The organism is Autumnicola edwardsiae (assembly GCF_031846505.1).
Taxonomy (GTDB): domain Bacteria; phylum Bacteroidota; class Bacteroidia; order Flavobacteriales; family Flavobacteriaceae; genus Autumnicola; species Autumnicola edwardsiae.
This window is the reverse complement of record NZ_JAVRHP010000092.1, coordinates 1-12,688: the sequence shown is the minus strand read 5'-3', so window position 1 is coordinate 12,688 and position 12,688 is coordinate 1. Positions and strand designations below refer to the sequence as shown.

General features: G+C 35.8%; 10 protein-coding genes and 1 pseudogene. 1 reads left to right on the top strand and 10 read right to left on the bottom strand.

The features are described from left to right. From RM529_RS13880 to RM529_RS13840, 9 genes and pseudogenes are all read right to left on the bottom strand, one after another. Window positions 1–1,794, bottom strand: a 1,794-nt coding sequence (locus RM529_RS13880) for a type I restriction endonuclease subunit R (protein WP_311485368.1), incomplete at its 3' end; no start/stop codon positions are given. Next, window positions 1,791–2,555: a hypothetical protein gene (locus tag RM529_RS13875; RefSeq protein ID WP_311485367.1), complete on the bottom strand. Its 765-nt coding sequence runs from the start codon at window positions 2,553–2,555 to the stop codon at window positions 1,791–1,793. The genes RM529_RS13875 and RM529_RS13880, both read right to left, overlap by 4 nt. A gap of 343 nt (window positions 2,556–2,898) precedes the next feature. Continuing rightward, window positions 2,899–4,224, bottom strand: a complete 1,326-nt coding sequence (locus RM529_RS13870; protein ID WP_311485366.1) for a restriction endonuclease subunit S — start codon at window positions 4,222–4,224, stop codon at window positions 2,899–2,901. Beyond that, window positions 4,224–5,498, bottom strand: coding sequence for a phospholipase D family protein (locus RM529_RS13865; RefSeq protein WP_311485365.1), 1,275 nt, complete (start codon window positions 5,496–5,498; stop codon window positions 4,224–4,226). Before RM529_RS13865 ends, RM529_RS13870 begins: the two co-directional genes overlap by 1 nt. 2 nt (window positions 5,499–5,500) lie before the next feature. Then, window positions 5,501–5,767 (bottom strand): hypothetical protein, encoded by a 267-nt coding sequence (locus RM529_RS13860; RefSeq protein ID WP_311485364.1) that lies wholly within the window; start codon window positions 5,765–5,767, stop codon window positions 5,501–5,503. Window position 5,768: 1 nt separating this feature from the next. Continuing rightward, a complete protein-coding gene (locus RM529_RS13855; protein ID WP_311485363.1) occupies window positions 5,769–7,310 on the bottom strand; it encodes a nucleotidyltransferase in 1,542 nt (513 codons plus the stop codon). A gap of 4 nt (window positions 7,311–7,314) precedes the next feature. Beyond that, window positions 7,315–8,115, bottom strand: a pseudogene (locus RM529_RS13850) (SAVED domain-containing protein). Window positions 8,116–8,461: 346 nt separating this feature from the next. Beyond that, the gene (locus tag RM529_RS13845) at window positions 8,462–9,979 is read right to left on the bottom strand and encodes a type I restriction-modification system subunit M (RefSeq protein ID WP_311485362.1); all 1,518 of its coding nucleotides are present in this window, start codon (window positions 9,977–9,979) and stop codon (window positions 8,462–8,464) included. A 1-nt stretch (window position 9,980) separates the two neighbouring features. Next, window positions 9,981–10,568 (bottom strand): restriction endonuclease subunit S, encoded by a 588-nt coding sequence (locus tag RM529_RS13840; protein WP_311485361.1) that lies wholly within the window; start codon window positions 10,566–10,568, stop codon window positions 9,981–9,983. A gap of 123 nt (window positions 10,569–10,691) precedes the next feature. On the opposite strand from RM529_RS13840, the gene RM529_RS13835 reads away from it, so the two are divergent. Further along, on the top strand, window positions 10,692–11,018 hold the full coding sequence (locus tag RM529_RS13835) for a phosphotyrosine protein phosphatase (protein ID WP_311485360.1): 327 nt from the start codon (window positions 10,692–10,694) through the stop codon (window positions 11,016–11,018). A 918-nt stretch (window positions 11,019–11,936) separates the two neighbouring features. Here RM529_RS13835 and RM529_RS13830 read toward each other — a convergent pair. Next, the coding region (locus RM529_RS13830; protein WP_311485359.1) for an NAD(P)-dependent oxidoreductase at window positions 11,937–12,688 on the bottom strand (752 nt) is incomplete at its 5' end.

Below are 12,688 nucleotides of genomic sequence, written 5' to 3'. Positions count from 1 at the left end.
CCAGACATCATCATTATTCTGTCTGCTATCGGGTGGCGTAAAGACTACTCTTGTATTTATTTTAAGTTCAGGATCTGGTTGAGACTCAAAATACTTTTGGTATTTGATGGCGGTATCAATTTTTGGTACCGCTAGTTGGGCTTTAAATCCCGTTCCTTTCCAGTTTTCACGAAAGTGCTCTGAAATATCATAGGCAATTTCTTCAATGACGTGGTCGGACTCGTAAATTCTTGCAATTGTTGCAAATTTCTTTTTTAAATCCCTACGCGCTTCTTCGCTTAGGGGTGCTGCCAAACGTTCAAAGCCTTTATCTATCTTTTTTTTATTGATAGTTAGTTTTGCTGATCGCCCTTCGTATAGAAGCGGAAGTACCGCGCCATCTTTCACCGCTTGATCAATAGTGTACTTGTGAATGAAGCCACCAAACTTTTTAGAAGTGCTTTTCTGTGATTTCATCAAAGGCGTTCCTGTAAAGCCAATGTAGGATGCATTGGGCACAATACGCTTCATCTGTGCGTGTGCCGACCCGTACTGACTGCGATGGCTCTCATCTACCAAAACAAAGATGTTTTGGGATTCATCTTTAAATGATGTCCGCTTAGTAGCAATCTCAAACTTATCGATAATGGTTGTGATGATTTCATTGCCCTTATCTTGCAACAGTTCTAAAAGGTCATTGCCACTTTTTGCTTTTTTAACGTGCTTGCCACAATTAACAAAAGTTTTAAATATTTGCTTATCCAAACTTATTCTATCGGTTACAATGATGACTCTGGGCGAATCTATCGATGTATCTAACGCCAATGCTTTTGAAAGCATCACCATTGTAAGCGATTTACCACTACCCGTTGTGTGCCAGATTACACCACCTTGACGGTTGCCATCTTTGTTAGTTGTTTTTACACGTTTTATTGTGTCTTGTACTGCAAAGTATTGTTGGTATCTACATATTTTCTTGTCCGGACCATCAAATACAATATACTTGTAGGCGAGGTCCAACAATTGCTTTGGTTTGCATAAAGCATACACCCCTTTATCTTGCTCGGTAACGAATCTGTCCTCTGCTGGTGTTGAATTTGTTTTCTTTTTTAAAAGCTTGGCGATTTCCTTATCATTGTCTTCTTTCCAAACAGACCAAAATTTCGCGGGTGTCCCTGTGGCTGCATACTTTACGGCATTGGGATGTACGGCTAACAACAATTGTGCATAATAGAAAAGCTTAGGAATTCCTCCTTCGTCTCTTTGATTGCGGATGTTTTGAGAGATGGCTTCATCCAGAGACTCATTTTTATCACGTCTTTTGTTTTCTATGACTACAAAGGGAATACCGTTTACAAAAAGGACAAGATCTGGACGACGTTTTCCTTTACCACCTTCTACCTCAAACTCCTCTGCTACGTGAAATACATTGTTTTCTGGTTCTTGCCAGTCTATGAACTTAACCGTGTAGGCTTTTCGGTCTCCTTGTACGGTTTCATTAAAACTTTTACCTAATGTAATTAGATCATACACACGTTCATTGGTTTGTACCAGTCCTTCGTTTGGTACTTTTTTTAATGCATTGATAGCACCTTGGATACTTCCTGTTGAGAATTTATAGGATTCGCCTTTATATTCAAATGCATTAATCTTAGATAATTGTTGCGCCAAAATATCGTCTAGCAAAACATTGGTGTATATTTCGCCACGCGCAGCAAAAACTTCCTCTTGAGACAAATACTGCCAGCCCATCTTTTGAAGTAGGGTTAGTGCTGGTTTTTGTGAGTCGTTGTATTCTGTGTAGTTTATGGTCATAATTCCACTGTTTCAATAATTTTCGCAGATTTGTTCCACTCTATAATAGATTCATATTTAAAATCCTCCTGGTCATGATAGAATATTTTAATTTTAAAAACCAAATCTTTGGGATGAACACTCATAGTTTTTCCTTGTAACTGTATCCTTCCATCTTTCGTAATTTCAATCGATTTTTGCCAAGTATGGAATTCAACTTTATCTCCATCCAAGAACTCATACCCGTCATAATATGCCAATTCACCTCTATTATTTAAAGTGAGGTGTATTTCCCCACTATATCCGGCATAGCCGCTAGTATTGATATATAGGCGAGGTTTGACAGATAGTCTAAAACGCTTTTGTTCTAAGACCGCCAATTCGGATGAACCTGTACCAGTGGAAAGTAAATTTTGCAGTTCAGCAAAATAACCGGTCATTATTGTATTACTCTCCGTTGCTATTGAATTTTGCGCTTCAATTGCACCAATTATGCCCTTAAGCTCATTAAGTTGTAATTGTGTGTCCTTATCGCTCTGTCTTAATTTATAAATTGAGTAAAGGGTATAAATTATTGTTATTGACGCCAAAATTATACCTATCCACAAACCCAATTGTTCAACTATACTTAAAGGTTCCGCAATTGTATGAATAAAAATATCTTCTTTGGGTAATACAAATTCTTGCTTAAGGTCTAGGCGTAGAGTGTCTTGTAACGTCAAAATAGTGTCTCTTACAACACCATCCTTTGTGTTTTTTAGTATTATAATTTTATCCTGCATTCGCTCCTAATCTTTGAAATTCGACTCTTTGGCTATCTCCAAATTCCAAAATCATTTGGTCATTCGTGAAATGCCAGATTTTTAGATTCTGGTATTCGGGTTTATCTTCGGTAAATTCTAAATGTTCTATAATTATGTCTGATATCTGTGCCGGATAATTTTAAATGCTTACCGCTCCTAACCATTCATATTTAATATTTGAGCCAGAATCCGGTCCAGCTGAAAATTGTAAAGAGTTAAAAACCTTTATGATGATCCTCATCGTACTTCCTAATACTAAAATCTGTTATGACACCTTCGTGTTCGTGCCGCCAAATACCATATAATAGCTTTATGTCTATATTCATAATTTTACACGCTTTTTTCCAGTCAACAACTGCTGCATTAAACCTTGTTGTTGGTTAAAAATTTGTTCTTTGACGCTAACTAAACAATTGATTTCAAAATCAAAACTTTCAATAATAGATACTATCATTTTTTGTTCATCAAAACTTGGGGTTTTCACCCTTGCCTTGCTCAAATCTTTTAAGCTTATATTTGGCGGGTCGGTTCCAGCCATCATAGCGTTCATGGAATAAATGAAATATGGCATTTGATGTAGATAATAGATGAATTTCAAGTCATTTTTATTTTTCGAGACTAATTTTGCTACTCTTTGATTCAATAATGCCACACCATCTTTCTTATTAAATGCAGCAATCTTTAATTTGTTATTTAAAATGGGTCTAGTAAGAGCCATTACAATGTCTCCTTCGTTTAAAACATATTTAGGGTTTATTTCGATAAAACTTGATGGTAAAAAGGTAGTGTTACCATCCCACTTAATTGAACCAATACCAACGTTAGCAATTTTTAACCATTTCACACCTTTTTCAACCTGACTTATACTTTTAAAAGCTTCACCGCCTATATATTTTACAATATCATTCATGGTCTTTACTTCCCACTCCTCACTGAACCCAGCAAACCGTTTCTTGCCAGTCAATAGCTGCTGCATCAATCCTTTTTTAAGTTCTTGCTTTTGGGCAATGAGTTTTTCTTGAGCTGCTATCGCTTTGTCCCAAGTATTTAGTATACTGGCTATTTTTTGTTGTTCTGGAAGTGTAGGTAATACAATCTTAAATTTTTGAGTGTTGCTTTTTGAAATTCCATACACTTTGCTTCCGGTAGCAATTGTTTTAAGTGCTTTCTTAACTATTGGATTTTTGAAGATGTAGGTTCTAAACCCTGGTACTGTCTTTTTGTCAATATCTCTTAATGCAAAAGTATGCAGTCCGCTAATGGCAGTTTTGCCGTTTAGGTTTTTAATCTCTATGGCTTCACCAACACCATCATAGTCTTCAGAGGCATCAGCGATAATCACATCTCCATTTTGTAGATATTGAACACTATTTGGCAATGTTACATCATCATTTAACCTTGGTACATTAGCTTCAGTTTCAAAATCTAACAATGGTTTTTTAAAGGTTGCGTGGATATCTCCGTAATGTATATAGAATATGTTATTTTCATCATCATAGCTAAGTTGATTCCTTGAAAACGAGGTAGTCTTTAAAAAGTCAAAAACTTCACTAATAGTTGGCGTAGTCCAATCTTTAGGAATCAATCCGAGTTTGGTTTCTTTATATCCCTCTTTCACTAAAATGCTTTTGTTATAAGTCTCTGTCATTAAAATTTGTGCTTAAATAGTTGGTATAATGGGTATAGCTTTTCAAAGTCATTTATCACAGTCGTAACTATCTTGTTATCTGAAATGGCCTTATCATCTGGTTTGTACAAACGGCCTATCCTGAAATAGTAAAATTTTGGGTTGTCCTGTAGCGTAAATTCCTTTAAATCCTGTGCATCTTCAAAATCTGATTTCGGTACTTCTTCATCCGCAATGGTGACGGTAAAGGTGCTATCCAGTTTTTTTATAAGATTGTAATAGGTATTTACAAAGGCAGGATTAGATTTTAACTGTTCACGTATATATTGTCGGTCTGGATAACTACCATTGTTCTTGCCCACGCGCAGTTCTACCCACAAATGGTCTTTGAGTATCAATATCTCAAGGCGCATATGGTAGAGCGAGGTCATATTTTCACCAAAAGCGTCTTTGTATTGCTCCAGTTCTTCCTCACTGCGCCCATAGTGCAGCCATATGGCACTTAAACTATTGGATGCATATTCATTATGCCTAAAAGAAGATGTTAGATGCTGGGTTTGGTGATGAGCATATACTTGCCAACCCTTTTTTTCCATAATGGGATAGAGGCGGTGGTGCAATTCTTCTAATTTGTTGCGTACATCGAGCCGTTCCTTTATCGGTCCTGGTTCATCTAAAATTGGTTTGGGTGGCGTGAATGCATTGTAATGCTCATAAGTAAAAAATTGATCTTTAAAGTCATATTCTGCCAGAGCCACTTTTCCTTTTGTTACTCCAGTTTCTTTTTTAAATTTTTTAGTAATAGACTGTAATTCCTTTTCTTTGTCGCTTCTTTCCACATAAAATAAACTATATTCATCTAACCAGTCTTGTTTCAAGGTTGTACCTAATTTAAAATAGGTTTCATACCAATCCAGTAATTCTTGAACCGTATTAGGATCTTCTACTTTTATACTAAGCTCTATGTTGGTTAGTAATCCGCCTTTAGTACAATTGCCAGAACCTAAAAAGGCTGTCCAGTCTTCATTTATTCTGAATAGGTATAGCTTGGGATGAAAGAATTGTTTTTTTACATCATAGATTTTGGTTGCTACATCTTCATCTAAAAGTTTTTGTAATGCTAAAGGGTGCGTTGGCAAATCGTAGCCTACCAAAATTTCAAAAGCACAATCTTCGTCTCTATCATCAAATACAGTAAGCCCATAATCGGTCAACATCGCTACAGCAATGCAAATTTCATCTGCTTTGCGGATGAAGTTTTTAAACTCTGTTTTTAATCTTAGTACTTTTTCCATAATTATATACAATCACAGTCAGGTTCTGGCTCTGGGATTAGATTAAAAGGAAGTGCACAGGAATCTGTCCAATCTTTTAGCTTGCAATTTTCTAACCATTGCCCTTCTTCATCATATAAATCAAGCGAGATATATCCTGAACCATCATCACAAAAGCCTGCATCTATTCTGAATTTTTCTCCTTGTTCATTAGTTGCAAATACAGTACAATTTCTACATTCTTCACAAATATTTTCTCTTACTTCCTGTATGATAGATTTTGCTTCCATATTATTGAATATTTACAAAAAATTCTGAGCTACGTGCTACACAAACTCCATTTTTAACAATAAAACATTCAATCCAATGCAGACCCGTAAAGGCAGATTTGTCTTTATATTTTAAACCTCCCGCACCCATAGTCCCGGCATGAAAAATATTACCTCTTAAACACTTATTATTCTTGGCTTCCTCACCATTGTTCACTACTTGCCAATAAACCTCAGATGGTTTAGGCACGTTTGTAGCTGCTGTGAAATAAATAAAACAGCTTTTCGGCACTATAGTGCTACCTGTTATACTAACTCGCTTATTTTTAATTGGAATTTTATAATGAGCATACACGCGACATTGAAATCTATTATATTCAGGCCATATAGGTCTTTGACGGTGCGGCACAGCCAATAATGTGCTACTGTAATTTACAGGTTTTTTGCTTTCTTTAATTATTGTGTCTAGACCCAGCTCTTTTAATGCTTCGTTTACAGTCCTAGTGCCTAAAATTTCTTTTAAATATTCATACGCTTCTGAAAGATTCATATGCTGTATTTGACCAAAATCTTCTTTTGCTTTTTCCAACCAATCGTAAAACTTAATTTGCTTTTTGGGCTCACTCGGCCATCTATCTGCAAAATTTTCCTCAACAGGGTTTACAGGGTTCGCAATCCACTTAATTTGTTTTTGATGTTCGATACTGTACCTATCTTCAATATGATTTTCCATTCCTTCTAAAACATTTAGAAGTCCCTGCAAAATATCTGTTTCCTTATTGTAAGCTTTGGCAGCAAGAGTTGTAATAATTATTGAGATTGGTTTTTCGCAATCGTCCTCGCCAAACATAATATCTCTATGCCGTTTTAGAATTTGCACTATTCTGATCAAAGGTTCTTTATCTTGGGTATAGCCAGGTAGTGGCTCAACATTTTCGCTTAAAATTACTCCCTTAAGGAAGGCAAGACTTGCTCGGTCCTTTAACCATTTAGCATAACCAAAAGGATTTGATTTGGGCCAGTGTTGCGTATTAGGATCCCATTTGTAGTTAATGCGGTTTCTATCTGTCATACGTATTGCCAAAGCTTCTACCTGTGTGCCTGCCAATCCAGCATAACTTTTTTCAAATAGTGTGTAATGTTCTTGTCCGACAATTGCAGGTAAAATATCTAGATGAAATGCTCCGGAATAAACTAATGTCCAACAGCGATCTCCTTCGTCGTCTAACATTCTGTCATAATCTGCATTTTCTTTAATTCGATCCCCTACTGCTTGTTTAAGGTGTAATTGTGCCCAACTATCCATCTTCCCTTTTAGACGACATACTAAGTCAACGTCTAGTTCGTCAGTTTCAAAAATGGGCCTTATCATTGTCCCGTATAGAAATGATCCTTGGGGCTTTATATCTGGCTGAAATCTACTTAATTCGGAATCTTCTTGAGCCAAGTGGTTTGAAACAGCAGTATAGCGTTGAACAACCTGATTATACTGAGCCTCGGTTATATCAAGGATCTTTGCAATTTGCTCTAGAAAGAGCTGTGTGTGTTTTGTGGTTGTAATCATTATTTTACTGTTTAATCGTTAATGTTTTGTAGAAACCGTCTCTCTTCTTGTTTTGATCGTAAATAATTAATGGCAAATCGACTTTTGGCATCCAAACTCGCCCAGTCTCTATAGCACAAGAATTCGGCATTACAGGAAAAAGATGTATTTCTGAATCCTGTCCTTGTCAAGTTCTTATTTTACTATATACATCTCTCACTTTATTTTTAAAATTTTGTAAGCTTTCCTCACTTTTTATAATGTTTCTGTTTGGATTATCTACCGTTATTTCCCATATCGAAACATCGTTGCCAAGAATACTATGCACACGATCTTTGTTTACGTGGTCGCTCATACTTATCACTAATACCGCTGTTTTAGTTTTTACTATTGGCTCAAGAAGTTTAACTGGAATTGTTTTTTCATTTTTTGGCCATTTCCAAGTTTGTATTGGCTCTCTATGATTTTGATAGATTTTACTACTTGCTATTTCTGAAAACAAATTCCCCAACTTTATTAATAATGGTTGAGGCGCAAAACCAAAAATGGAAAAGTGAGCATCTCCTTTCTCTAATAATGGTTTAATTTTATGTCTATATGAATCTACCAATTGTCTTTCTTGTATTAACCAATATTCTGCTTCATCATCTGTAAAAACTGCTTTTTCCAATCCCAGAAAATAAGGGATATCAGAACTAGGGAAATAAACTTTTCCTCTCATTGCCATAGCAGCTTCAATAAATGATATTCCAGGCTCAAACTCTCCAATGTTTGCGGTATAGATTACGATATGGCTTTTCTTATCGGAACTAATAGAAGTTGCCATTTCAACTCTCCTCTCGTGATCCTTCTTCATCTTAATAAGCATTTCCTTAGGGTGCTCATCTAGTTGGGCCCTATCAATGCGATTATGGCATTCATCGCAGAGCAACATAAGGTTGCTTAGATCTCTTTCAAGTTTTTCAGAATTACCTCTCTCACCTCTGGGGCCATCATCACTTGCCGCTACAATATGAGATATATAACCTTTATTCATTTTTCTAAGTGTAATACTATCCTTCCACAAAGGCTTGTTGCAAGAAACATATTGACATCTACCACCAGACTTTACCCAGAGTTCAATTGTAGATTTTTCATCCAATCGTTTTCGTACTCTCTTTATGACTTTTTGTTTACTCAAACCCTAACTCCTTTAAATGTTTGTTCATTTCTGCTCGTACTTCAACCAATTCTGCTTCGAGTTCTTCTATATTTTTCTGTACAGCGACAATATCTACAGGTTCTTCTTCTTCAAAAGTGTCCACATAACGAGGTATATTTAGGTTAAAATCATTTTCGGCAACTTCCGAAGGTTTAACTACTGAGCTGTATTTTTCAAGGGTTTTAAAATCTTCATACGTAGTAACAATTTTTTCAATGTCCTGTTTACGTAGTACATTTTGTTTTTTGCCGTCGTCAAATTCCTTACTGGCATCTATAAAGAGGATATCTTCAGTTGTCTTTGCTTTATTAAAAATTAAGATTGCAGCCGGAATACCTGTGCCATAAAATAGATTGGTAGGTAAACCAATGACGGCTTCCAGCAAGTTTTCTTCAATAAGTTTCTTTCGTATTTTTTGTTCTGCGCTTCCGCGAAAGAGGACACCGTGTGGCACAATAACACCTACTTTACCGGTTGGCAATGTAGTTTCTATCATATGCAGAATAAAGGCATAGTCACCTTTGGATTTAGGTGGCACACCTCGAAGAAAGCGTTTGTAACGGTCTGCTTCAGCATTTTCGTGACCCCATTTATCCAAACTAAAAGGGGGATTCGCTACAACAATGTCAAACTTCATTAAAGCATCGCCTTCTTTTAGTTTCGGGTTGTTTATGGTATCACACCATTCTATTTGAGCTGAATCCATTTTGTGTAAGAAACAGTTCATTTTACTTAATGCCCAAGTGTCGCCATTGCTTTCTTGGCCGTAAATTGCAAAGTTATTTGTAGGGTTGCCTTTTGCATCTTTAGTTTCCTCCGCTACTTTAATTAATAGTGAACCTGATCCACACGTGGGATCAAAGATGCGGTCGCCTTCTTGTGGTGAAACCAATTTGGCTAATAAACCCGATACCTCTTTAGGTGTAAAAAACTCCCCACCTTTTTTACCGGCACCAGACGCAAACTTTTCTAAGAGGTACATATAGGCTTCTCCCAGAATATCTTGCTTTCCTTCCCACAATGATGGGCGAAAATCTAATTCTGGTTTGGCAAAGTCGTTTATTAAGTTCTTCAAACGACGATTGCGGTCTTTGGTCTGTCCTAATTTATCTGAATTAAAACTGATGTTTCTAAAAACGCCATCCAGTTTTTCAATATTTCGCTCTTCTATTTGTGCAAAGATCTTGTCTATTTTCTCACCAATATCAGTGTCATTTCTATGTTCGTAGATATAATCGAAAGAGCAATTTTCTGGAAGCACAAAACGCTCGCGTTTCAATTTTCTTTGGATTAATGCTGAATCATCACCATATCGTTCTTTAAGCTCATTGTAATGATCTTTCCAAACATCACTTAGATACTTGATGAACATAAAAACTAGGATATAGTTCTTGTATTCTGAGGAATCAAACGCACCTCTAAACGTATCGCACGCATTCCATAGTGCATTATTTATTTGATCTTGTGTAGGTTTTATTTTATTTGACATTTTATAGTGAGTTTAAAAGTTGAGATGTTACTAACATATTTTGTAGCTCCATAATTTCGTTACCAAGAAATTTTTCTTGACTATGAAGATCAGCAATTGTTGCTATTTTAGTTTGTACTTCTATAGAAGGCAAAGCGATAGGCGCTTCCTCAAGTGTTTTTTTATTGATACTGGTATTATAAGTGCCTGCTTCGTTGGTCTTGAAATAATTCTGAACTTTTGACTGATTAATATACCAAGCAACAAAGTTTGGGTTAGCTAAAGTTTCATCTACTTTAATTACAAATAAAGCAGAAGATGCTATGGTTGGAATATCATCAATACTTTTAAAAACAAGAGCAAAATTATTAGTTCCCTTTGATGTAAATAGCATATCGCCAGTTTTTAAATAGTATTTACTTTTTACGATATCACTATCAATAAGGTAACAATCATTTCCAATAGAGGTATAGTTGTCATCAAAGTCTTTTAGCTGTATAACTCGAACACCTCCGTTATGCACGTGCTTTATCTTGCTCCTAAAAGAATAACCAGAGGAAAGTCCTTGATAGGTCAGAATTGATTTTAATTTAACTATTTTTGATCGCATAAATTAAATTACATAATTATTACGATGCAATAATACATAATATATTTTATATTTGTTTAATAATTTTTGCATAATCGTTATGATGTAAAATATTATCGATAAACAAATGAACCATTATTATTAATGAATTACCTCTTCATCTGCTCTGCAAACAAACAACGCTCAAAAACGGCAGAAGACTTCTTTGCTCAAAAATATCCTGAATATAAGTTTTTGAGTGCAGGCACCAATGTCAAAATTTGTAGAAAAGAAGGAACGACTGAGCTAACTGAAGATTTATTAGAATGGGCAGACAAGGTCTATGTTATGGAAAAAAAACATCTTGAACAGATTCAAAAGAATACAGGCTCTAAATATTACTCAAAAATCAACGTGTTGAATATCCCTGATATCTACAAATATTATGATGCTGATTTGATCACGATTTTGGAAGAGAAGGTGTCTTTCTAAAACTACCATTATAGTGGTAACAACCTCCTAAAAAGCATCAAATCTACCATTATAATGGTCTTTTTACTCTTTTCCGATTTGAGATTGTTCAACGACGTATCTTAGTAAACTTTCGAGAAAAGCACCAATTTTTAGTACTTTTCTCGAAAGTTTACTATAACTCGCTCTTAATAATTTACTTTGAACTCATTTATGTGGGTTTGTATACCTAACTCGAATAAATATCCTAAAACTCCCAAACTTTTGTTAAAAAGGGGCGAATTCGGTGTCACTAAATTTCGAGGGTCGTTTTAAGCCCTGTAAACCCTCAAAAAATGAGAATCTGGATAGTTCCTCTTTCTCCGCTCAACGCCTTGTAGTCATTTGATTTACAAGGCGTTTCTTTTTTGGGTGTAAATAAGTCGCTTTTTATTTTAGTTTTTGATCTAAGCAAGGGTGCATAAACCTTATCAAGAGTAAATGTTGTGGGTTAGGCAAAAATTACAATTAATCTGAAGAGGAAGAATTTTTTAATTCTTATCTGAGTTGAAAATGAGATCAGGCCAAATAAGAATACGCGTTTGCTTTAATAATCAGAAAGCTGACTTTACCCCAAAACAAAATCTAAGGCAAAATTTGCCAAATATCGACCTGCTGTTGTGGAAGTGATTATTCGGAAACAAAGGAAAAGCTCGATAACCCCGGACAAGAACAAAAAAGTGAATCAGCTCTTGTTTTAAATGTAGACCAAAATTTGCCAATTATCGACCTTCTGTTGGTAGCGTAACCTCTATATATTCAATCTAAATACTGAATCTACAGGCAATACTATTTAGTTTTCTGAAAGAATATAGGAATCTTCAGAATTAACCAGAGCTACAGACATCCTTACAAATTTTTAACCTTCTGCACAGACGTTCTTTAATGAAAAACTTGAATTTAATAAAGCACTCTGAATTTTATTGTGCCTTCTATTCCTTTTAATTCCTTAATCACATCGGCATCATAAGCTTTATCGATGTCTGTGATCACATACCCAATAGTTTCGTTGGTTTTAAGGTATTGCCCAACAATATTGATATCGTTTGCAGCAAGAGTCTTGTTGATATGCGCAATAATACCAGGTTTATTATGATGAATATGGATAAGCCTGTGTGCATTTTCAAGGCTTGGCAACTGCAGGTTAGGGAAGTTCACAGAATTTGTTGTTCCACCGGTGTTGATATATTCAATAATTTTACCCGGAACGAAATTTCCGATATTCTCCTGGGCTTCCTGAGTACTTCCACCAATATGCGGGGTCAAAATAACATTTGGCAATCCGCGGAGTTCAGATTCAAAAGTTTCGTTATTGGTCTTTGGCTCCTTCGGAAAAACATCTATTCCGGCTCCCTTAATTTTTCCTGAAGAAATATGCTTTTTAAGCGCTTCAACATCTACCACCTGTCCCCTACTTAAATTTAAAAGAATAGAACCTTCTTTCATATGCTGAAGTTGTTCTTCTCCAATGAGATTTTTGTTCGCTGTTCTACCGTCTACATGAAGGGTCACGATCTCCACGGTTTCCAGAAGCTCCTGAAGGCTACTGCATTTAGTAGCATTACCCATGGCCAACCTCTCTACCAGATCGTAATAATAAACATCAAAACCTATCGCCTCTGCCACAACAGAAAGTTGTGCACCAATGTTTC

Bases quoted from the DNA above. Each gene is read 5' to 3' on its own strand.
- RM529_RS13875 (WP_311485367.1), bottom strand. From the start codon at position 2,555: ATGCAGGATAAAATTATAATACTAAAAAACACAAAGGATGGTGTTGTA.
- RM529_RS13870 (WP_311485366.1), bottom strand. From the start codon at position 4,224: ATGACAGAGACTTATAACAAAAGCATTTTAGTGAAAGAGGGATATAAA.
- RM529_RS13865 (WP_311485365.1), bottom strand. From the start codon at position 5,498: ATGGAAAAAGTACTAAGATTAAAAACAGAGTTTAAAAACTTCATCCGC.
- RM529_RS13860 (WP_311485364.1), bottom strand. From the start codon at position 5,767: ATGGAAGCAAAATCTATCATACAGGAAGTAAGAGAAAATATTTGTGAA.
- RM529_RS13855 (WP_311485363.1), bottom strand. From the start codon at position 7,310: ATGATTACAACCACAAAACACACACAGCTCTTTCTAGAGCAAATTGCA.
- RM529_RS13845 (WP_311485362.1), bottom strand. From the start codon at position 9,979: ATGTCAAATAAAATAAAACCTACACAAGATCAAATAAATAATGCACTA.
- RM529_RS13840 (WP_311485361.1), bottom strand. From the start codon at position 10,568: ATGCGATCAAAAATAGTTAAATTAAAATCAATTCTGACCTATCAAGGA.
- RM529_RS13835 (WP_311485360.1), top strand. From the start codon at position 10,692: ATGAATTACCTCTTCATCTGCTCTGCAAACAAACAACGCTCAAAAACG.